Below are 20,294 nucleotides of genomic sequence, written 5' to 3'. Positions count from 1 at the left end.
CGGCGGTCCGCCGGGGCCGCCCAGTGCCGCCGGGGCCGCCCGGTGCCGCCGAGGCCCCGACGGCCGGGTCCCGCTGCCGGCTAGAGCCGGACCCCGTGCCGCCGCAGGTAGGCGACCGGATCGACGTCGGAGCCGTACCCCTCGCCGGTGCGCACCTCGAAGTGCAGGTGCGGTCCGGTGGTGTTGCCCGTGGAACCCGAGCGGCCGATCTGGCGGCCCGCGGCCACGGACTGGCCGGCGCGCACGGTCAGCGAGGACAGGTGGCCGTACTGGGTGTACATGCCGTCGTCGTGGCGGATCACCACCTGGTAGCCGTAGGCGCCGCCCCAGCCGGCCTCGACGACGGTGCCCTCGGCGACCGCCTTGACGGAGGTGCCGGTGGCCACGGTGAAGTCCTGGCCGGTGTGGTAGCCGCTGGCCCAGTGGGATCCGCTGCGGTGGTACGGGGTGCCGAGCCCTCCGCTGACCGGCGCCACGAACGCCCGCGGAGCGGAGGCGGGTGCGGCGCGCCGCTCCGCGGGCTTCGCGCTCTTGGCCGGCTTCGATGGCTTCGATGACTTCGAGGTCTTGGACGACGTGGACGGCTTGGACGGCTTGGACGGCTTGGAGGAACCGGCGGGCTTCGCGCCGGGCACCGACAGTTCCTGCCCGGGAAGGATGAGGTCGGGGTCGGCTCCGACGACCGGGCGGTTCACGGCGTAGAGCCGCTGCCAGCCGCCGCGGACGTCCTGCTCGTCGGCGATCCCGGAGAGGGTGTCGCCGCTGACGACCGTGTAGGACCCGCCCCGCGCCTCGGGCCGGCGGTCCGTCTCCGGCTTCTGCTTCCGATCCGCGTTCCGCCCGGCGTCCTTCCCGGCCTTCTTCCCGGTCTTCTTCGCCGGGGTGCCGGCTTCGCGTCGCGGCTGGTCCTGTGCCTCCTGCCCGCCCCGGGTGAGCCCGGCGCGCTGTGAGCAGACGGGCCATGCCCCGGGGCCCTGCCCGTCCAGCACGCGTTCGGCTGTCGCTATCTGCTCGGCCTTCGTCGCCAGGTCGGCCCGGGCGGCGAACTTCGTGCCGCCGTACGCCTTCCACGTCGACTGGGCGAACTGCAGCCCGCCGTAGTAGCCGTTGCCGGTGTTGACGTGCCACTTGCCGCTGCTCTCGCACGCGGCGACCTTGTCCCAGGTGCCGGCCGTGGCCGCGCCCGCGCCCGAGGCGGCGATGAAGGGCAGGGCGAGCCCCGCGCCGGAGGCGGCGGTGACGGCGACGGACACCGGTGAGAGCCGGCTCGGCGGCTGGGGTCTGCGGTGGCGACCGCGCGCGGACCGTACGGGCATGGGGGGACCACCTCTCGGTTCCGGACACACGGCCGTACAAGTACGACAGAGGGATCTTGTCGCCGCAAGGGTGCTTTTGAGACTCTGTCGTCCCAAACCGTGCGCCCGGGAACCGGGTTGGTGCGGGCGCGCCCCTCAGGAGGTGCGGGGCGGCAGCGGGAGCGGCAGCCCCGGCAGGCCGTCGAGGCTGGTCGCGACGTACGGCTTGGCCGCGCAGTAGTCGCCGAAGGACTCCTCGGTCTCCCGGGCGAAGCGCTGGGTGTGCAGCGGCCGTTCCTCCCGGAAGTCCATGGCGGGGACGGCGAATCCGCAGCTGTCGCTGATGCGTTCGGCGGTGACGATGATGACGGCGCGCAGGTCGGTCCGCTTGCGGATGCCGTCGGAGAAGTGCGGCAGGAGGCCGTCCCAGCGCGGGTCGTCACGGAAGACGGGCTCGCCGCGCCCGTGCACCCGCACAATGGTGGGCGGCCCCGTGAAGGCGCACCACATCAGGGTGATGCGGCCGTTCTCCCGCAGGTGGGCGATGGTCTCGGCGCCGCTGCCCCCGAGGTCGGCGTAGGCGAAGGTGCGGTCGTCGAGGAGGGCGGAGGAACCGTCGAGTCCCTTGGGCGACACGTTGACGTGCCCGTCGCCGGACAGGGGCGCGGTGGCGGTGAAGAAGACCTTCTGCTCCTCGATGAAGGCGCGCAGACGCCCGTCGATGCGTTCGTACGTCTTTCCCATGCCTGTGATTCTGCGGCGCCGGACCGGGCCCGCGCCGCACCTTTTCGGCCGCGCCCCGGCCGCGGGCGGGTCAGCTCCGCCGGGGACGGCGCGGGCGCTCGTCCTCGCCGTCCCGGACGGCGATGCCCAGCGCGGCGGCGAGCGCCGGGGCCAGGTCGAGCAGCTGGGAGCTGCCGATGACGGCGCCGCGCAGCGAGTCGTGGCCGTCGGCGAGGTCGAGGGGGGTGGCGCCGCGCAGGTCGGTGGCGTCGAGCTCGGCACGGCCGAGGCGCAGGCGCTCCAGGGCGGTGCCGGGGAAGGAGACGTCCCGCAGACGGGCGCCGCCGAGGTCGACGTCGCGCAGCACGCAGTCCTCGAAGACGACCTCGTGGAGCCGGGCGGCGCGCAGGTTGACGGAGTCGAACTTGCAACGCCGGAAGACCACCCGCCGCAGCACCGCGCCGAAGGCCTCGACCCCGGCGAGCACGCAGGAGTCGGCGGTGACGTCCATCCAGTTCGTCTCGGCGGCCGAGGCGCCGACGAAGCGGTCGCCCTGCAGCCAGACCTCGTTGAAGCGCGCCCGGCGCAGGCTGCCGCCCTCCAGGACGGTGTCGGTGATCGCGCACTCCAGGAAGACCGCACCGCCGGCGTCCTGTTCGCCGAGGGTGAGGCCGTCGAAGTGGACGGTGTCGTAGCGCTCCTCGACGTCGAGCCCGGACCCGTCGAAGGGCTCCAGCGCCCGCGCGTACGGCAGCTCGGACAGGGACTGCGGTGCCTTGAAGGTCATGACGGCCACGCTAGTGGCCCCCTGTGACAGCGCCACCCTTGATGAATATGAGCGATTTGTCCTGGATGTCTTGCTACGTTGCGTCCCATGACCGCCCCCGCCCCCGGGACCTCGCCGCCGGCCCTCGCCGTTCCCGCCGTCCGGCTGCCCCGGCGCCGGGGCGTCGAGCTGGCGCTGCTGGTCGGCGCGGTGCTGATCCCGGTGTACGGCTACTGCGCCGTCGGCCTGGCGCACGACGGCGCGGTACCGCCGGGCGCGGCCGGCTACGGCGCGGCGCTCGGCGGCCTGGCGCTGGTGGCCCATGTCGCGGTGCGCCTGCGCGCCCCGTACGCCGACCCGCTGCTGCTGCCGATCGGGGTGCTGCTCAACGGCCTCGGCCTGGTCCTGATCTACCGCCTCGACCTGGAGACCGCCGACGCCGCCGCCCCGGCGCAGCTGATCTGGTCGGGGCTGGGCGTCGCCCTGTTCACCGCGGTCGTCCTGCTGCTGCGCGACTACCGCACCCTGGCCCGGTACGCGTACCTCGGCGTCGTGGCGGCCCTGGTGCTGATGATCGCGCCGAGCTGCTTCCCCGCCGTGAACGGCGCGCGGATCTGGATCCGGGTCGCGGGCCTGTCCCTGCAGCCCGGCGAGTTCGCGAAGGTGCTGCTGGCGGTGTTCTTCGCGGCGTACCTCGCGGACAACCGCGCCGCGCTCGCGTACGCCGGACGGCGGGTGTGGCGGTTCCGCCGGCTGCAGCTGCCGACCGGCCGGGTGCTCGGCCCGGTGCTGGCGGTCTGGACGATCAGCCTCGGCGTGCTGGTCGTGGAACGCGACCTGGGGACCTCGCTGTTGTTCTTCGGCCTCTTCGTGATCCTGCTCTACGTCGCCTCCGGCCGCACCGGCTGGATCGCGATCGGGCTGCTGCTGTCGGCGGCGGGCGCCTTCCTCGTCGGCACACTCGAACCGCATGTGCACTCCCGGGTGGCGGACTGGCTGCACCCCTTCGCCAGCATCGAGGCCGGCCAGGGTCCGGGCCAGCTGGCGCAGTCGCTGTTCGCGTTCTCCGCCGGCGGGCTGCTCGGCACCGGCCTGGGCGAGGGGCACTCGATCCTGATCGGCTTCGCGGCCAAGTCCGACTTCATCCTGGCCACGGCGGGCGAGGAGCTGGGGCTGACGGGCCTGACCGCGCTGTTCCTGCTGTACGGGCTGCTGGTGGCCCGGGGCCACCGGGCGGGGCTGGCGATCCGGGAGCCGTTCGGCAGGCTCCTGGCCGTGGGACTGGCCTCGATCGTCGCGCTGCAGGTCTTCGTGATCGCCGGCGGGGTGACGGACCTGATCCCGCTGACCGGGATGGCGATGCCGTTCCTGGCCCAGGGCGGTTCGTCGGTCGTCACCAACTGGGTGATCGTCGCCCTGCTGATCCTGCTCAGCGACACCGCACGCCGTCCGCTGCCCGGCCCGGACGCCGGCCGGGCCGCCACCGGCAGGGCCACCGGCGGGGCGGGCGCCGAGTGATCCCCTACGCCCGCCGGGCCGCGGCGCTGTGCCTGCTGCTCCTGGTCGCCCTGCTGGTGAACGCCATCCGGATCCAGGTGGTGCGGGCCCCCGCGTACGACGCCGATCCCGCCAACCGGCGGGTGCCGATCGAGCGTTACGGGCAGCCGCGCGGCGACATCCTGGTCGGCGGCCGGCCCGTGACCGGTTCCCGGTCCACCGGCGCCCAGCTGGACTGGGTCCGCACCTACGCCGACGGCCCGCTCTACGCCCCGGTGACCGGCTTCTCCTCCCAGACGTACGGCACGGCCCTGCTGGAGGGCGCCGAGGACGACATCCTCTCCGGCTCCTCCCCCGGCCTGTCCGCGCTCCCGCTGTGGAACGCGATCAGCAGGCAGCCGCAGCGCCCCGGCCATGTCCGCACCACCATCGACCCGGCCGTGCAGAAGGCCGCGTACAAGGCGCTCGGCGACAAGAAGGGCGCGGTCGCCGCCCTCGACCCGGCGACCGGCCGGATCCTGGCGCTGGTCAGCACGCCCTCCTACGACCCGGGGACGATCGCGGGCACCGGCCCGGAGGCGCTCGGCGCCTGGCGCAGGCTCGTCACGGCCGAGGACCAGCCGATGCTCAACCGGGCGCTGCGCCAGACGTATCCGCCGGGCTCGACCTTCAAGACGGTGACCGCGGTCGCGGCGCTGGTCTCCGGGGTGGTCACCGACGTCGACAGGCCCACCGACTCCCCGGACCCCTACCCCCTGCCGGGTTCCACGACGTCGCTGGGCAACGAGTCGGCGTCCGCGGGCTGCGAGGACGCGCCGCTGCGGTACGCGTACGTCGTCTCCTGCAACACCGTCTTCGGCAAGCTCGGCGACGACGTGGGGCTGCGGGCGATGCGCGAGACGGCCGAGGCCTTCGGCTTCAACGACCCCTCCATCGGGGTGCCCTCGCACCCCGCGGTCAGCGTCTTCGACCGCCGCATGGACCTGGCGCAGCTGGCGCTGTCGTCCATCGGGCAGTACGACACCCGGGCCACCCCGCTGCAGATGGCGATGGTCGCCGCGGCCGTGGCCAACGACGGCACGCTGATGTACCCGCACCTGGTGGACCGGACCACCGACAGCGCCGGGCTTCCGTTGGAGATCACCGGGCAACGGGCCTACCGGCAGGTCATGGACGCGGCCGTGGCGTTCGCGATGCAGGACATGATGGTCGCCGTGGTGCGGCACGGCACCGGCCGCAACGCCGCGCTCCCCGGCGCGCTGGTGGGCGGCAAGACGGGCACGGCGCAGCACGGCGAGGACAACCGCGGGAACCCTTTCGCCTGGTTCATCTCCTGGGCCAAGCAGAGCCGCGGGGCCCCCGCGGAGGTCGCCGTCGCCGTCGTCGTGGAGGACGCCGCCGCGGACCGCGCCGACATCAGCGGCGGCGGCAAGGCGGCGCCGGTCGCCCGCGCCGTGATGCGCGCGGTGCTGGGGCCCTGAACCGGTGCGCGGCCCCGGTCAGTCCTGGGCACCCAGCGCGATGGCCTCCTCGACCTCGGCGGCCCGTGCGGTCTCCTCCTGGGCGAAGCGCTCGGCGTCGAGCTTCTCGGCGATCTCCTCGTCCTGGGCCATCAGCAGGTCCAGGTCGGAGTCGCCCATCTCCAGGACGCCCATGTCGACGTAGGCGCGCTGCAACCGCTCGCCCCACAGCCCGATGTCCTTCACACACGGCACGATGCGGCTGAACAGCAGCTTGCGGAAGAGCTGCAGGTACTCCGAGCGCTCGCTCAGCTCCTCGGCCTCCTGCCGTGGGATGCCGAAGTCCTCCAGCACCTCGGCGCCGCGCAGCCGGTCGCGCATGAGGTAGCAGCCCTCGATGACGAACTCCTCGCGCTCGCGCAGTTCGGCGTCGGACAGCTGCTTGTAGTGGTCGCGCAGCGCCATCCGCCCGAAGGCGACGTGCCGGGCCTCGTCCTGCATGACGTAGGCGAGGATCTGCTTGGGCAGCGGCTTGTCGGTGGTGTCGCGGAGCATGCCGAAGGCGGCCAGCGCCAGTCCCTCGATGAGCACCTGCATGCCCAGGTACGGCATGTCCCAGCGGGAGTCGCGCAGGGTGTCGCCGAGCAGTGCCTGCAGCGAGTCGTTGATCGGGTAGGTCATGCCGACCTTCTCGCGCAGGAAGCGGGAGTAGATCTCGGCGTGCCGGGCCTCGTCCATCGTCTGGGTCGCGGAGTAGAACTTGGCGTCGAGGTCGGGCGCCGACTCCACGATGCGGGCGGCGCAGACCATGGCGCCCTGCTCCCCGTGGAGGAACTGGCTGAACTGCCACGAGGCGTAGGCGCGGCGCATGTCGCGCTTGTTCCGCTCGGACATCTTGTCCCAGTAGGGCGTGCCGTAGACGGTCATGTTCTGGTCCGGCACGCCGAGCGGGTCGTACGGGTCGACCTCGATGTCCCAGTCGATGCGGGTGACCGCGTCCCACTGCTTGTCCTTGCCCTTCTGGTAGAGGGCGAGCAGCCGGTCGCGCCCGTCGTCGTACTCCCAGGAGAAGCGGGCGGCTCCGGAGGCCGGGATCTCCCACAGGTTGTCCTGCGACGGCATTGGCGTCTCCTCGACTCTTGACGGGCTTGCTGACACACAGTCTCATAAGAGCATGACCGCTGGCACCCCTCTTGCAACGCGTGAGAAAGTGGCGGAGCGGCTGCTCGACGCCTCCGCGAAACACTCCTTCGACCCGGACACCGAGCTGGACTGGAAAGCCCCGTTCGAGGACGGCAAGTGGTTCTGGCCGCCCGAGTTGTGCTCCCTGTACGACACCCCGCTGTGGAAGCACATGTCCGAGGAGCAGCGGATCGAACTGAGCCGGCACGAGTCGGCGTCGCTCGCCTCGATCGGCATCTGGTTCGAGATCATCCTCATGCAGCTGCTGCTGCGGCACTCCTACGACCTGGACCCCACCAGCGGGCACGTCCGCTACGCGCTGACCGAGATCGCCGACGAGTGCCGTCACTCGAAGATGTTCGCGCGGCTGGTGACCCGGCTCGGCACGCCCGTGTACAAGCCGTCGCGGCTGGACCACAACCTCGGCCGGGTGCTGAAGACGGTCTCCACCACACCCGGCTCCTTCACCGGCACCCTGCTCGCCGAGGAGATCCTCGACTGGATGCAGCGGCTGACCTTCCCGGACGAGCGCGTGCAGCCGCTGACCCGCGGCGTCACGCGCATCCACGTGGTCGAGGAGGCCCGGCACATCCGGTACGCCCGTGAGGAACTGCGCCGCCAGATGAGTTCGGCGCCGCGCTGGGAGATCGCCTTCACCCGGGTGTCGTCCGCCGAGGCCGCCCGGGTGATCGCCCGGTCGCTGATCAGCCCGCGGGTCTACGCCTCGGTGGGACTGGACCCCCGGTACGCCGCCGAGCTGGCCCGCACCAGCCCGCACCGCCGGGACGTGATGCGGCAGGCCGCGCGGAAGCTGATGGACTTCCTGGACGAGATCGGCATGTTCGAGGGTCCGGGCGTACGGCGCATGTGGCGCACCTCGGGGCTTCTCGGGTAGCCCGTCGGGCGGGCGGATACGCTGGCGTCCATGAACGGCCGTTCGACGCCGGCGCCCGCCGCTCCCGCCTACCGCCGGCTGAGCGTCGAGCAGCGCCGTACCCAGCTGCTCGCCGCCGCGGTGGACCTCTTCGGGCACCGCAGGCCCGAGGAGGTCTCGGTCGACGACGTGGCCGCGGCCGCCGGGGTCTCGCGCCCCCTGGTCTACCGCTACTTCCCCGGCGGGAAGCAGCAGCTGTACGAGGCCGCCATGCGCAACGCCGCCGAGGAGCTGCGGGCCTGCTTCGTCGAGCCCGCGGAGGGCGGGATGACCCAGCGCCTGTCCAACGCGCTGGACCGCTACCTCGCCTTCGTGGACGAGCACGACGCGGCGTACTCCGCGCTGCTGCGCGGCGGCAGCGTGGCCGAGACCAGCCGGACCGACGCGATCGTGGACGGCGTCCGGCGCGGCGCGGCCGAGCAGATCCTGATGCACCTGGGGGCCCCGCGCCCCGGGCCGCGGCTGGCGATGATGGTCCGCTCCTGGATCGCCAGCGTCGAGGCGGTCTCGCTGACCTGGCTGGACGAGGGCAAGCGGCCCCCCGCCCAGGAGCTGCGGAGGTGGCTGGTGGACCACTTCGTCGCGCTGCTGCTGGTCAGCTCCACCACCGACCAGGAGACCGCCGGGGTCGCCCTCGCCGCACTGGAGCGGGAGAGCGCCGGCAGCCCCGCCGGGGACCTGGCCCGCCGGGTGACCCCGCTGGCCCAGGCAGTCGCACATCTGCTCCCACCTGCCGTTTCCTGAACGTGACCCCCTCCGTTGGGCCTACCCTGAGCCCGTGAGGCATGAGGACACGGAATTCGTCGGAGGGCCGCTGGACGGCCGCGTGCTGGGGGTGCTGACCGGCATCACCGGGCAGCCCCCGAAGGTGTACGAGGTACCGGTGCCGCAGGAGGACGGCGCACCCCCCGTCGTGCACGTCTATCATCGCGAGCCCAGTCCCGGCGCGCGTGCGCAGCGCCGTACGCGCTGGGTCTTCGTCTACGACCCGGAGGGGAACCGGCCGGAGAAGCCGCGCTGGCCCTGGTCGAAACCGCGGGCCTGAGCCGCCGGTGCGGTAGCCCGGGCGACCGCCACCGGACGGGTGATGCGGGTGACGGGCCGCGGGGATGGTCCGGACCATTGACAGAATTGGTCCAGACCTGTTTGCTGCGACTTGTCATGCGCACTCCTTCCTGTCCCCGAAGGAGCGGCCCCCCCCCCCATGAGACACCTCGTCGCCGCGACGGCGACCCTCGCCTGCACCGCCGTCCTCGGCGGGCTGGTCGCCCTCGCCCCCACGGCGCACGCCGGTGAGTTCCTGGCCGACGGAGGCTTCGAGTCGGGCAACCTGTCCGGCTGGAGCTGCGACCCGGGCACCACGCAGGTGGTCACCGGGCAGGCGAGGAGCGGCAGTCACGCCCTCGCCGGCAGCCCGGGCGACACCGGGACCGCTCAGTGCAAGCAGACCGTGGGCGTCGCCCCCAACACGGCGTACACCTTCTCGGCACAGGTCAAGGGGAGTTACGTCTACATCGGCGTGGACGGCGGCGCCGGCACCTGGACCCCGGGCACCGGCGGCGCCTACCAGCAGCTCAACGTGAGCTTCACGACCGGCCCGAACCAGACCAGCGCGACGGTCTACGTCCACGGCTGGTACGCGCAGCCCACGTACTACGCCGACGACCTGTCGCTGACCGGCCCCGGCGGCCCCACGCCCAGCCCGACGCCCACCGATCCGACGCCGACGCCGACCGACCCGACGCCGACCGACCCGACGCCGACCCCCACCCCGACCGATCCGGCGCCGTCCTCCCACGCCCTGGTCGGCTATCTGCACTCCAGCTTCGCCAACGGCTCCGGCTACGTCCGCATGGCCGACGTCCCGGCGAGTTGGGACTACATCGACCTCGCCTTCGGCGAACCCACCTCCACCACCTCCGGCGACATCCGCTTCGACCGCTGCCCGGTCGCCGAGTGCCCCGCCGTGGAGTCCGACGCGGAGTTCAAGGCCGCGATCAGGGCCAAGCAGGCGCAGGGCAAGAAGGTGCTGATCTCGATCGGCGGCCAGAACGGCCAGGTCCAGCTGACCACCACCGCCGCCCGCGACGCCTTCGTCGGTTCCGTCAGCAGGATCATCGACACCTGGGGACTGGACGGCCTGGACATCGACTTCGAGGGCCACTCGCTCTCGCTGGGCGCCGGTGACACCGACTTCCGGAACCCGACCACCCCGGTCGTGGTCAACCTCATCTCCGCGCTGAAGACCCTCAAGGCCAGGTACGGCAGTGCCTTCGTACTGACCATGGCCCCCGAGACCTTCTTCGTCCAGCTCGGATACCAGTTCTACGGCCCGGGGCCGAACGGCGCCCAGGACCCGCGGGCCGGCGCGTACCTCCCGGTGATCCACGCCCTGCGCGCCGACCTGACGCTCCTCCACGTCCAGGACTACAACTCCGGGCCGATCATGGGACTGGACAACCAGTACCACCAGATGGGCGGCGCCGACTTCCACATCGCCATGACCGACATGCTGCTGACCGGCTTCCCGGTCGCGGGCGACACCTCCCGGGTGTTCCCGCCGCTGGCCCCCTCGCAGGTCGCCATCGGCCTGCCCGCCGGCAGCAACGCCGGCAACGGCTGGACCAGCCCGGCCGAGGTGAACAAGGCGCTGGACTGCCTCACGAGGAAGGTCGGCTGCGGCGGCTACACCACCCACGGCACCTGGCCCGCGCTGCGCGGCCTGATGGCCTGGTCGGTGAACTGGGACAAGTTCGGCAACTGGGAATTCCAGCGGAACTTCGACGGCTATTTCGGCTGACGCCGGACGAACGGGTGGCTCCACGGCCCGTGGAGTCCCTTGTTCCGGCCCGTCCCTCTGTCGCAGCCGACCCGATCATGTAAGGATCTACCCGCAGGTGTAGGCGGGACAGGCGGAGGTGACGGGATGTCAGCAGCACACCGACCCAAGGAGTGGGTGCGCAGGGCACTCGTCTGCGGGGCGCTGCTGGCCGCCGCGGCCCTGGGGATCCCCGCCCAGGCGTACGCCGCTCCCGACGACCCGGCGCCGGACAACCGGACGCTCGTCGTGCTGCTGGAGCAGTTGCAGGACCTCTACCTCAAGGCCGAACAGGCCACCGAGACCTACGACCAGGCCAAGGCCGAACTCGAGGAGAACCAGAGCAAGGCCGACCGCCTCGACCACCAGCTCGCCGAGGAGCGCACCGCGCTCAGCGACGCCCGCGCCCTGGCCGGGCAGCTGGCCCGTGAGCAGTACAAGTCCGGCGGCGTCTCCCCCTACCTCAACCTGCTGCTCAGCAACAACCCGCAGGACGCCTTCACCCAGGGGCACATGCTCGACCGCGCCGCGGGCAGCCAGGCCGAGCTCGTCGCCCAGCTGGAGAACGGTGAGAAGCGGATCGCCGCGCTCAACCGGGCCCAGCAGCACGCGCTGGACGACTCGGAGCAGCTGGAGGAGCAGCAGCACAAGGCCAAGGAGGAGGTCGAGCGGCAGCTCGCCGACGTCGAGCGGATCCTCGCCGGTCTGACCGGCACCCAGATCGAGGACCTCCAGAGGCTGGAGCAGCAGGGCATCGACCAGGCTCAGGCGGCCTTCCTGCGCTCCGGCAGGCTCGGCAGCGCGGCGCTCACGCCGTCGAAGGCCGGCAACAGGGCGCTGAGCTTCGCCTACGCCCAACTCGGCAAGCCCTATGTGTGGGGCGCCGAGGGCCCGAAGGCGTACGACTGCTCGGGCCTGACCTCGCGGGCCTGGGAGCACGCGGGCACCACCATCCCACGCACCAGCCAGGAGCAGTGGAAGCAGCTGCCGCACGTCCCGCTGAACCTGCTGCGCCCCGGCGACCTCGTGGTCTACTTCCCCGGCGCGACCCACGTGGCGATGTACATCGGCAACGGCATGGTCATCCAGGCCCCGCGCCCGGGCGGCGTCGTCAAGATCTCCCCGATCGCGGCCAACCCGGTCCTGGGCGCCGTCCGGCCGGACGCGGACGACCCGTCGATGAAGCACTACGTCTCCCCGGTCGCCCCCAAGTCGGCCCACGACCCGACCCCGCTCGGCACCGCCTCGCGCTCCTGAGGCCGCGGCGCCCCCGCAGGCGCGGGAGCCGGCCCGGTGACCGGGGCCCCACCTGCCTCGGACAGACCTGTCTGTTAGTTTTGCCGTGAGGGGCCCGCCGGGCCCCGGCGAGGACCACGGTGAACACCATGCCCACGACGGCGAAGCGCCCCCCGGCGCGCGAGCGCATACTGACCACGGCCGAGGCGCTGTTCGCCGCCCACGGCCTGCGCGGTGTGGGCGTCGACCGGATCATCGCCGAGTCGGGCGTGGCCAAGTCCACCCTGTACGTGCACTTCCCCTCCAAGGACGAGCTGGCCGCCGCGTACCTGCGCAGGGTCGACGACTCCTGGCGGGGCAGGCTGCGCGCCGCCGCGCTCGCGGCGGGCGACGATCCCCGCGAGCAGCTGGTCGGCCTGTTCGACGCGGTCTCGGCCTCGTACGAGCGCCACGGCTTCCACGGCTGCCCGTTCATCAACGCCGCCGCGGAGAGCGAACCGGGCAGCCTGCCGCACGAGGTGACCGTGGCGCACAAGCGGGCCGTACGGGTGTGGGTGCGCGGGCTGGCCGAGGCGGCCGGCGCCGCGGACCCCGACGGGCTCGCGCTGCAGCTGACCCTGCTCGTGGACGGCACCCTGGCCGCGGGCAAGCTCGAACAGGATCCGGCGATGCCGGCCGCCGCCAAGGCCGCGGCACGCGCCGTGGTCGAGCGGGCCTGCCCGCCCACCGCCTGATCACGACCCCCGCCCTCGTCCGCACACGGGGACGAGGGCGTTCCTTCGACCCGAGTCAAACAGACCTGTCTGTTCGAAGACGTCCCGTGGCCCCGCGCCGCTTCACCCCGGCCACGGCCGCCGGGGCGCACGGCGTGGTCGAGCGCGGCGAGGGCCGGGGCAAGGTCGTCGTCGACGTCGCCGGGTGACGCGGCCCGGTGGTCAGCGGCGGTAGCAGTACGAGTCCGACGAGGCGTCGCCGCCCTCCAGGCGGATCTGGTGCACCCGCAGTCCCCCGAAGTCGGCGCCGTGCGGGAAGAAACCGCCGTCGACACCGAGCCCGCCGCCCGAGGTGTCGGCGTCGAGCTTGATCATCCACGGGTCGATGCCCTCGGGGTAGAACTGCTCGTCCCAGGCGGCGTACAGGGAGTTCGTCACGTACACGCGTCGTCCGTCGCGGCTGAGCTCGACCATCTGCGATCCGCCGCTCAGCGGGACGTCCGGCTCCTCGGGACGGGTCCCCCGGCCGGCGATGCCGCCCAGCCGCACGGACGCGGTCAGGCTCGGGCGGAGCGGGTCGCGCACGTCGTACTGGAGGAGGTCGCCGGTCCCCCACGCGGACACGTACAGCCACCGGTCGTCCACCGACAGGACGATGTCGGTGATCAGCGGCGGCACCGCGCCGAACGGCCGCAGCGCCGGGGGCAGGTCCTCCGCCCGGGCGGGCTCGGCGGGCAGGGTGATCACCTTGCGGACCGTGAACTCCCCGCCCTCCCGGGTCCACAGCCACACCGAGGCCGACAGGTCCTCGACGTCGACGACGGTGTTCACGAACCCCCAGGTCGCCTCGGGGTCGTGGGAGGGACGCAGCTCCAGCACCATCTGGTTCCGGTCGCCCAGGTCGACGCGCTGCAGGTGGCGGCCGGTCTCCAGGTCCCAGAAATGCACCGCGTGCCCGTAGCGGCGGTCCAGCAGCAGTTCGGGGACGAGCCCGTCCTCGATCATCGAGGGGCTGCCCCATTCGCTGGTCACGGCGATGTTCTGCCGCAGGTGCCACCAGACGTCGTAGGCGAGCCGCTGCGGTCCGCGCTCGGTCTCCCAGGCGCGCAGCACGTCGAAGGTCTCGTGGTCCAGCAGCGCGACGCCGCCGGGCCCGTCCTCGCCGTCGGCGCCGCCCAGGCAGGACAGGAAGACCCCGTCGGGACCGCAGTGGAGGGTGTGCGGCCGCGAGTAGCCGGCCCTGGCGGCCAGTTCCCCGGCCTCGACCACCTTGACCAGGCGCGGGCGGGCCGGATCGGGGACGGTGTCCAGGACGTGCAGCCGGGAGGAACGCAGTCCCGGCACGATGAGGTAGCGCCGCGCGGCGTGGTGGTGGCCGGGGTGGGCCAGCGCGCTGGAGCAGGCGTTCCAGCCGAAGTGGTGCAGTTCGTTGCCCCGGTCGGGCAGCTCGACCCGGGCGGCCACCCGGCCGTAGGCCGGGGACCCCGGGTCGGTGTCGACGGTGAACAGCGCGTCCGGGCGCTCGCCCGCCGGGTCGAACCCGGCGACGTAGGCGAGCCTCTCCGGTGGCGCGGCGACCGCGTCCGCCGGGGTGCGGTACAGGGTGGGGTCCAGGTGGCCGTCGCGGTCGTGCTCGGTCGTCGTCATGGCCGTTCCCTCTCCCGTACGGGAGCCCGGGCCAGGGGCCTCGCGCGGCGGACGGCCGGGCCCACCCGCACGGGATCCGTGTGCGGAAAACGGACGGATGTCCCGTACGACGAGCGTTTCACAGCCCCGCGGACCCCGCCAGGGCGGAACCCCTGGCGGGGGCGTCGCGAACGGTCAGGCTCCGGCGACCGAGGCCAGGTAGGCGTTGGCCGCCTCCGGGTCGTAGAAGTACGACTCGTAGTCCGACGGGTCGTCGAAGCCGTTGGCGAAGCGGTTCGCCACGGCCGGCAGCTGCCCGGCGGCGCCGATCAGGCCAAGGACGTGCTCCGGCGGCGGGCCGAGCAGGGCGTTGGTCCACTTGGTCACCGGCTCGGCGGTGACCCAGAAGCGGGCGAAGGCCGACTCCATCCAGTCCCGGTCGAAGGGCTTGTCGCCCTGCTCGACGATGGCGTCGAGATAGGCGGCCGCGCACTTGGAGGCGCTGTTGGAGCCCTGGCCGGTGATCGGGTCGTTGGCGACGACGACGTCGGCGACGCCCAGCACCAGCCCGCCGGACGGCAGTTCCGCGACGGGGTGCCGGACGACCGGGGCGAACCGCCCGGACAGGGTGCCGCCGGCGTCCGTCAGCTCGACGTCGCGGGCGCGGTCGTACTCCCAAGGGAGGTGACGCTCCATCAGTTCCAGGGTGATGCGCAGGTGTTCCCGCGGGTCCTTCACGCCGTCGAAGACGTCGAGCGGACCGCCCGGCAGCCCCTCCCAGAAGAGGATGTCGCAGGGGCCCGAGGTGGTGAACGCCGGGATCACGATCAGCTCGCCGGCGCCGGGCACCATGTTGAGCCGCACCGCGTGGAAGTCGGGGTGCTCCGGGCGCGGGGCCAGGCCGTGCACGTAGGCGACGGCCAGCGAACGCTGCGGGCTGTCGTACGGGGAGCGCCCGGCGTCCCGGCCGAACAGGGAGACCAGTTCACCCTTGCCCGCCGCGACCATCACCAGGTCGTAGGCGCGGGCGAAGTAGTCCAGGTCCCCGACGGTCACGCCGTGGACGACCAGCTTGCCGCCGCGCTCGACGAAGGTCTCCAGCCAGCCGGCCATCTTCACCCGCTGGTCGACGGACTGCGCGTACGCGTCGAGCCGTCCCACCCAGTCGATCGGCCGCGATCCGTCGGGGGCGGCGACGGAGACGCCCAGGCCCTCGATCCGGGGGGTCTGGTCCTCCCAGAAGCCGAGGCCGAGGTCGCGCTCGTGCGCCAGTGCCGTGCCGAACATGCACTGGGTGGACATGACACGCCCCTGGCGTATCTCGTCCGCCGTGCGGTTGGACATGACGGTGACCTCGTATCCCCGGGACTGCAGGCCCAGGGCCAGTTGGAGCCCGGACTGGCCGGCTCCCACGATCAGTATCTTGCGCAAGGCGGCATGCTCTCTCGTGCGGTGCGGCTTGGGTGCGTCCGGCGGGCGTCCCCACGACTCCCCCCGGAGAACTACTACTCCGGCTGGGCGACGAGGGCCTGCTTGACCAGGGCCAGCAGCACCTGGATCACCGACTGGCGGTCACGGGCGTCGCATATCGCCACCGGTACCTCGTCCGGCACGGCGAGCGCCTCGCGGACGTCGATCTCCTCGTAGGCGGTGGTGCCCTCGAAGTGGTTGACCGCCACGGCGTAGGGCAGGCCGCTGCTCTCGAAGTAGTCCAGGGCCGGGAAGGCGTCGGCCAGCCGGCGGGTGTCGGCGAGGACGACCGCGCCGATCGCGCCGCGCACCAGGTCGTCCCACATGAACCAGAAGCGCTGCTGGCCGGGGGTGCCGAACAGATAGAGCACCAGTTCCCGGTCGAGCGTGATGCGGCCGAAGTCCATCGCCACCGTGGTGGTGGTCTTGTCCGGGGTGGAACCGAGGTCGTCGATGTCCTCGCTGGCGCGGGTCATCACCGCCTCGGTGGTGAGCGGGGTGATCTCCGAGACCGCGCCGACGAAAGTGGTCTTGCCCACGCCGAATCCGCCCGCGACCACGATCTTGGTCGAGGTGGGGGCGTGGCTCACGTCCAGTTGCCACTCCTGCAGGCCGTCTTCTTCCGCGAGGGACGCCATGTCAGAGCCTGCGAAGTCCACCGAGCACCCTCTCCAGCAGCGCGCGATCCGGGGCGCCGGGCCCGTGCCCGGTCCCGTACACGCGGATCCTTCCCTGATCGGCCAGGTCGCTGAGCAGCACCCGGACCACGCCGAGCGGCATGCGCAGCAGCGCCGAGATCTCCGCCACCGAGCGCATCCGGCGGCACAGTTCCACGATGGCCCGCATCTCCGGCATGACGCGCTCGGCCCAGCCGCCCGACGTCAGCTCACGCCGCTCGGCGGAGGCGTCGATCGTCGCGACGAAGGTCTCCACCAGCAGCACGTGACCGAAGGACGTACGTCCTCCGGTCAGCGCGTACGGCCGCACACGGGCGGCCCTGCGCCCGGCACCCCGTACCGGGAGGGCGGCCGCCGCCTGCGCCGCGGGGATCACCGGACGGCGCATCAGAGGCCCTCCTCGATCGCCTGGCGCAGCTCCGTGCGGAGCGCGGGGGTGAGCACATGGCCGGCCCGGCCCACGAACAGGGCCATGTGATACGCCACCACGCTCATGTCGCACTCGGCGTCCGCGTGGACACCGAGCAGCGAACCGTCCCCGACCGTCATGACGAACACGCTGCCGTTCTCCATCGACACGCCCGTCTGGCGCACCCCGCCGCCGTCCATCAGGCGCGCGGCGCCGTCGGTCAGCGAGGCGATGCCGGAGACCACCGTGGCGAGGTCGGCGGAGGTGCCCGCCGGGCCCCGGCGCGGCCGTCCGGCCGCACCGCCCGCCGCGCCCTCGTCCTCCGTCGCGGCCTCGTCCTCGGGCTCCGAGGTCAGCAGCAGCAGCCCGTCCGAGGAGACGACGGCCACGGAGCGGACCCCGGGCACGTCCTCCACGAAATTGCTCAGCAGCCACTGGAGGTTACGTGCCTCGTGGCTCAGGCCCCGTTCACTCTGGGTGTCCGTACCGGCCGACATCAACCGCGTGCCTCCTCGACGCCTTCGGCTTCGACTTGTTGGTGTCCCCCCGAACTGCCTTCTGCTGCGGCCGCGTCGGCGGCCTTCCTCGGCGCGGGCAGGCCGCGCCGGATCTCCTGCGTCTCGGCCTGGGCCTCCGCCCGGCCCTCGCGCAGGCCCTGGGCGAAGCCGCCGAGCTTGCGCCGCAGCTCCTCCGGGTCCACCCCGCCCCCCTGGCGGGCCCTCCCCCGGACCTGCGGTTCGCCCGACAGCCCCGTGGACCGGGGCACCCGCTGCGGAAGCCCCTTGGCGGTGAGCCCCTCGCCGTCCGGTGTCTCGGCGGCGGCCGGAACCGGTGCCTCGGTCGCCACGACCGGTGCGGGTGCGGACTCGGGAGCCGGGGTCACGGCGGGGGCGGGCCGGTCGGCGCGGGCGTGCTCGATGGCCTCGCCCCCGGGCTCGGACGCCTCGCCGGACGCTTCACCGGGCATTTCGCCGGACGCTTCACCGGGCGCGGTGCCGGCCGGTTGCATCCGTTGCGTCGGTTGCGTCACCGGCTCCACGGCCGCCGGTGCCGTGCGCTCCGGCTCCCCGGTGCGCTCCTCACGGGCCCGCCGCAGCGCCTTGCGCGGCTGCCACGGCTCTCCCGCGACGGCCGCCTCCACGGGGGTCTGCGGGCCGTCCGGGTCTTCCGCGGGCGCGGTGAGCGCCGTGGGGACGACCACCACGGCGGTGGTGCCGCCGCGCTTGGCGTCGCGCAGCTGCACGCGGATGCCGTGCCGGGCGGCGAGCCGGGCGACGACGTACACGCCGATGCCGGTGGCCTCGGCGACGGCGGGGTGCTCCGCGGGGTCGGCCTGCGTCAGCAGCGCGTTGAGCTCGTCCAGCCGGGCCGTGGGGATGCCGATGCCCTGGTCCTCGACGGACAGGATCAGCTCGCCGCTCTCCAGCATCCAGCCGGACAGCTGCACCTCGGTCTCCGGTGGCGAGAAGGCGGCCGCGTTCTCCAGGAGCTCGGCGATCAGGTGGCTGAGGTCGTCGGTGGCGAACCCGGCGATGCGCCCCGCGGGCAGCTGGTGGATGCGGACCCGTTCGTACGTGTCGATCTCCGAGACCGCGGCGCGTGCCACGTCGACCAGCGGGACGGGCTTGGGGTGCGCGTGGCCGTGCTCGGCGCCGGCGAGCAGCAGCAGGTTCTCGCTGTTGCGGCGCATGCGGGTGGCCAGGTGGTCCAGCTTGAACAGCTGGGAGAGCTCGTCGGGGTCGTGGACCAGTTCCTCCAGCCGCTCGATCAGTGTGAGCTGGCGCTCGACCAGACCGAGGGTGCGCAGCGTGAGGTTGACGTAAGTGCCGTGGACGTTGTCCTGCAGGGAGCCCAGGCGCGTGGTGAGCGCGTCCTGCCGGCCGTGCAGCAGATCGCGTTCCGCGGCGAGGGCGTCCCGTACGCCCTGGAGCTTGGTGTGCTCGGCGTCCTGCGCGGCGACGCGCCCGCGCAGCCCGTTCACCTCGGCGCGGAGCGCGTTGACCGCCCGGGCGGTCGCCGCGAACTCGTCGGAGCCGACGATCCTGACCTGCTCGTCGGCGGGGACGTCCCCGCGGGCGAAGCGGTTCAGGGCGGCGGCCGGGCGGGTGATGGAGCGGGCCGTGGAGACGCCGACGCCGAGGACGAGCAGGAAGCACACCGAGGCGAGGGCGACGTGGAGTTCGAGGGCCGTCACGTCGTCGTCGCGCAACGCGGCGAGCCGGTCGGCGGCGGCCGCCGCGAGCGAGGACTCGACACCGCGCATCATGTCGACCCGGGCGGAGAGCGCCGCCTGGACCGCTCGCGGCTTGAGCGCGCGGTCGGCGGCGGACAGCGAGGAGTCGTTCAGCAGCTGCTTGAGCCGCTTGTCGGCCTGGTTGACGTCGGAGCCGGTGACCGTCTGGTCGTACTGCTCGACCGCGGCCTGCGAGGCCCCGCCGCGGAAGTCGGCGAGTGCGGACCGCTCGCTGACCGCGGCGGTCTGCGCGGCGCCCACCAGGCCGGACTGCCCGCCGCCCGCGGTGAGCGCGCCCACCAGCAGGCCGCGCTGGACGGAGGCCTGGTCGACGGCGCGGGCGAGTTCGGGCAGCGCGGCGGTGTCGGCGGAGGCGCCGCGGGCGGGCAGTGAGCGGGCGACGGCGGAGCCGATCCCGTGCAGCGCCCGGATCGCCGGGTCGTAGGCCGCCGCGGCGGCCTCGACGGAGCCGGGGCCGGAGAGCACCTTCTGCCGGACGGTGGCGAGTTCCCCGAGCTGCCGGACGACCTCGGCGGTCGCGTCGGCGAAGGCGGGGGCGTCGTCGGTGTCGGCGTCGGCCGCCGCCGCCAGCACCTCCTTGGCCTGGCGGTCGACCCGCACCCGCTGGGTCTCGGAGACGCCGTTGCCGCCCTCGGTGGAGCGGCCGCCGGCCACGAAGACGGCCATGCCGTCGCGTTCGTCGGCCAGGGCGTGGGACAGCGAGACCGCCTGGGCCCCGAGTCGCGCCATGCCGACCAGTCGTTGCGCCTCGGCCAGATCGCGCACGCCCGTGGCAACGCCAGGAGCGGAGGCGGCCAGGACCGTGACGGCGCAGATCAGCAGGGCGCCCAGCAGTCTCTGCCGTACGCGCTTGGTCCGCGGGTTACGTCGTGTTCGCACCGGTGCTCGCTATCCCGTCTCGCCTGATCCACTGGTCCCGAGATGACGACACATCGGCCGGGCACCGAGCACGGCAACGTCTGGCCTCATCCCGGCATCGTGCCGACCTTCTCAGGCCGACCCGGAATGCAGATGTGCGTCCCCCGCCTCGACACCCGAACGAGTGAATCGCACCGACAAGTTGACGTTCAACTCCCCGGCTGGATCGTTACGCGCGCGCGTTCCGGCCGACCGGCCCAGGAACTGGCATCGCGGCCGCCGCCCTGGCAGGATGCGCACCTTCACTCGCCGGTAACCCCCGGCGGGCGCCCCCGGGGCTCGAACAGCTCTCCCGGGCGGCTGCTGCAGACTGGCC

General features: G+C 72.9%; 18 protein-coding genes. 8 read left to right on the top strand and 10 right to left on the bottom strand.

Features of this window, described 5'->3' with window-relative positions; genetic code table 11:
- Positions 1-80: 80 nt before the first annotated feature.
- The 3 genes from PV342_RS27300 to PV342_RS27290 all read right to left on the bottom strand — a co-directional run bounded on the left by PV342_RS27300 (position 81) and on the right by PV342_RS27290 (position 2,805).
- Positions 81-1,316 (bottom strand): transglycosylase family protein, encoded by a 1,236-nt coding sequence (locus PV342_RS27300; RefSeq protein WP_400805625.1) that lies wholly within the window; start codon positions 1,314-1,316, stop codon positions 81-83.
- 135 nt (positions 1,317-1,451) lie between these two features.
- The gene (locus PV342_RS27295; protein ID WP_500318984.1) at positions 1,452-2,039 is read right to left on the bottom strand and encodes a pyridoxamine 5'-phosphate oxidase family protein; all 588 of its coding nucleotides are present in this window, start codon (positions 2,037-2,039) and stop codon (positions 1,452-1,454) included.
- A 70-nt stretch (positions 2,040-2,109) separates the two neighbouring features.
- Entirely contained in the window at positions 2,110-2,805 is a 696-nt protein-coding gene (locus PV342_RS27290; protein WP_400805623.1) for a pentapeptide repeat-containing protein, read from the bottom strand.
- An 87-nt stretch (positions 2,806-2,892) separates the two neighbouring features.
- Between PV342_RS27290 and PV342_RS27285 the strand changes: the two genes are divergently transcribed.
- Positions 2,893-4,302 (top strand): FtsW/RodA/SpoVE family cell cycle protein, encoded by a 1,410-nt coding sequence (locus PV342_RS27285; protein WP_386997739.1) that lies wholly within the window; start codon positions 2,893-2,895, stop codon positions 4,300-4,302.
- Positions 4,299-5,762 carry a penicillin-binding transpeptidase domain-containing protein gene (locus PV342_RS27280; RefSeq protein ID WP_500318983.1) on the top strand — a complete coding sequence of 488 codons (1,464 nt, stop codon included), beginning with the start codon at positions 4,299-4,301 and terminating at the stop codon, positions 5,760-5,762. Before PV342_RS27285 ends, PV342_RS27280 begins: the two co-directional genes overlap by 4 nt.
- Positions 5,763-5,780: 18 nt before the next feature.
- On the opposite strand, the gene PV342_RS27275 is transcribed toward PV342_RS27280, so the two are convergent.
- Positions 5,781-6,863 carry a ferritin-like domain-containing protein gene (locus PV342_RS27275; protein WP_018563599.1) on the bottom strand — a complete coding sequence of 361 codons (1,083 nt, stop codon included), beginning with the start codon at positions 6,861-6,863 and terminating at the stop codon, positions 5,781-5,783.
- Between the two features lie 52 nt (positions 6,864-6,915).
- Between PV342_RS27275 and PV342_RS27270 the strand changes: the two genes are divergently transcribed.
- The 6 genes from PV342_RS27270 to PV342_RS27245 all read left to right on the top strand — a co-directional run bounded on the left by PV342_RS27270 (position 6,916) and on the right by PV342_RS27245 (position 12,645).
- Positions 6,916-7,818 (top strand): AurF N-oxygenase family protein, encoded by a 903-nt coding sequence (locus PV342_RS27270; RefSeq protein ID WP_089225175.1) that lies wholly within the window; start codon positions 6,916-6,918, stop codon positions 7,816-7,818.
- 30 nt (positions 7,819-7,848) lie between these two features.
- A complete protein-coding gene (locus tag PV342_RS27265) occupies positions 7,849-8,601 on the top strand; it encodes a TetR/AcrR family transcriptional regulator (protein ID WP_361001477.1) in 753 nt (250 codons plus the stop codon).
- A 34-nt stretch (positions 8,602-8,635) separates the two neighbouring features.
- Entirely contained in the window at positions 8,636-8,902 is a 267-nt protein-coding gene (locus tag PV342_RS27260; protein WP_018563602.1) for a DUF8847 domain-containing protein, read from the top strand.
- A 159-nt stretch (positions 8,903-9,061) separates the two neighbouring features.
- On the top strand, positions 9,062-10,657 hold the full coding sequence (locus tag PV342_RS27255) for a chitinase (RefSeq protein WP_500318980.1): 1,596 nt from the start codon (positions 9,062-9,064) through the stop codon (positions 10,655-10,657).
- A gap of 126 nt (positions 10,658-10,783) precedes the next feature.
- A complete protein-coding gene (locus PV342_RS27250) occupies positions 10,784-11,932 on the top strand; it encodes a C40 family peptidase (RefSeq protein WP_329185744.1) in 1,149 nt (382 codons plus the stop codon).
- 128 nt (positions 11,933-12,060) lie between these two features.
- On the top strand, positions 12,061-12,645 hold the full coding sequence (locus PV342_RS27245) for a TetR/AcrR family transcriptional regulator (RefSeq protein ID WP_400797683.1): 585 nt from the start codon (positions 12,061-12,063) through the stop codon (positions 12,643-12,645).
- A gap of 201 nt (positions 12,646-12,846) precedes the next feature.
- Here the strand turns inward: PV342_RS27245 and PV342_RS27240 are convergent, their stop codons facing one another.
- The 6 genes from PV342_RS27240 to PV342_RS27215 form a co-directional block, all read right to left on the bottom strand.
- Positions 12,847-14,271, bottom strand: a complete 1,425-nt coding sequence (locus PV342_RS27240; protein WP_500318977.1) for a selenium-binding protein SBP56-related protein — start codon at positions 14,269-14,271, stop codon at positions 12,847-12,849.
- A gap of 174 nt (positions 14,272-14,445) precedes the next feature.
- A complete protein-coding gene (locus PV342_RS27235) occupies positions 14,446-15,681 on the bottom strand; it encodes a styrene monooxygenase/indole monooxygenase family protein (RefSeq protein WP_500318975.1) in 1,236 nt (411 codons plus the stop codon).
- A gap of 74 nt (positions 15,682-15,755) precedes the next feature.
- Complete coding sequence (locus tag PV342_RS27230; RefSeq protein ID WP_018563607.1) at positions 15,756-16,358, bottom strand: GTP-binding protein; 603 nt, start codon at positions 16,356-16,358, stop codon at positions 15,756-15,758.
- A 1-nt stretch (position 16,359) separates the two neighbouring features.
- Positions 16,360-16,785: a DUF742 domain-containing protein gene (locus PV342_RS27225; RefSeq protein ID WP_361010050.1), complete on the bottom strand. Its 426-nt coding sequence runs from the start codon at positions 16,783-16,785 to the stop codon at positions 16,360-16,362.
- Positions 16,785-17,303 (bottom strand): roadblock/LC7 domain-containing protein, encoded by a 519-nt coding sequence (locus PV342_RS27220; RefSeq protein ID WP_391580706.1) that lies wholly within the window; start codon positions 17,301-17,303, stop codon positions 16,785-16,787. The genes PV342_RS27225 and PV342_RS27220 overlap by 1 nt, the downstream gene beginning before the upstream one ends.
- Positions 17,303-19,939 (bottom strand): sensor histidine kinase, encoded by a 2,637-nt coding sequence (locus tag PV342_RS27215; RefSeq protein WP_500318973.1) that lies wholly within the window; start codon positions 19,937-19,939, stop codon positions 17,303-17,305. The genes PV342_RS27220 and PV342_RS27215 overlap by 1 nt, the downstream gene beginning before the upstream one ends.
- Between the last annotated feature and the right edge of the window lie 355 nt (positions 19,940-20,294).

It is taken from the genome of Streptomyces sp. PA03-3a (genome assembly GCF_033792735.1).
Classification (GTDB): domain Bacteria; phylum Actinomycetota; class Actinomycetes; order Streptomycetales; family Streptomycetaceae; genus Actinacidiphila.
The sequence above is the reverse complement of the archived record's forward strand: the minus strand, read 5'-3'. Positions and strand labels throughout refer to the sequence as shown.

Coding starts and splice junctions, on each gene's coding strand:
- PV342_RS27220 (WP_391580706.1), bottom strand. CDS start 17,303: ATGTCGGCCGGTACGGACACCCAGAGTGAACGGGGCCTGAGCCACGAG.
- PV342_RS27255 (WP_500318980.1), top strand. CDS start 9,062: ATGAGACACCTCGTCGCCGCGACGGCGACCCTCGCCTGCACCGCCGTC.
- PV342_RS27290 (WP_400805623.1), bottom strand. CDS start 2,805: ATGACCTTCAAGGCACCGCAGTCCCTGTCCGAGCTGCCGTACGCGCGG.
- PV342_RS27225 (WP_361010050.1), bottom strand. CDS start 16,785: ATGCGCCGTCCGGTGATCCCCGCGGCGCAGGCGGCGGCCGCCCTCCCG.
- PV342_RS27245 (WP_400797683.1), top strand. CDS start 12,061: ATGCCCACGACGGCGAAGCGCCCCCCGGCGCGCGAGCGCATACTGACC.
- PV342_RS27230 (WP_018563607.1), bottom strand. CDS start 16,358: ATGGCGTCCCTCGCGGAAGAAGACGGCCTGCAGGAGTGGCAACTGGAC.
- PV342_RS27250 (WP_329185744.1), top strand. CDS start 10,784: ATGTCAGCAGCACACCGACCCAAGGAGTGGGTGCGCAGGGCACTCGTC.
- PV342_RS27295 (WP_500318984.1), bottom strand. CDS start 2,039: ATGGGAAAGACGTACGAACGCATCGACGGGCGTCTGCGCGCCTTCATC.
- PV342_RS27300 (WP_400805625.1), bottom strand. CDS start 1,316: ATGCCCGTACGGTCCGCGCGCGGTCGCCACCGCAGACCCCAGCCGCCG.
- PV342_RS27270 (WP_089225175.1), top strand. CDS start 6,916: ATGACCGCTGGCACCCCTCTTGCAACGCGTGAGAAAGTGGCGGAGCGG.
- PV342_RS27240 (WP_500318977.1), bottom strand. CDS start 14,271: ATGACGACGACCGAGCACGACCGCGACGGCCACCTGGACCCCACCCTG.
- PV342_RS27285 (WP_386997739.1), top strand. CDS start 2,893: ATGACCGCCCCCGCCCCCGGGACCTCGCCGCCGGCCCTCGCCGTTCCC.
- PV342_RS27275 (WP_018563599.1), bottom strand. CDS start 6,863: ATGCCGTCGCAGGACAACCTGTGGGAGATCCCGGCCTCCGGAGCCGCC.
- PV342_RS27265 (WP_361001477.1), top strand. CDS start 7,849: ATGAACGGCCGTTCGACGCCGGCGCCCGCCGCTCCCGCCTACCGCCGG.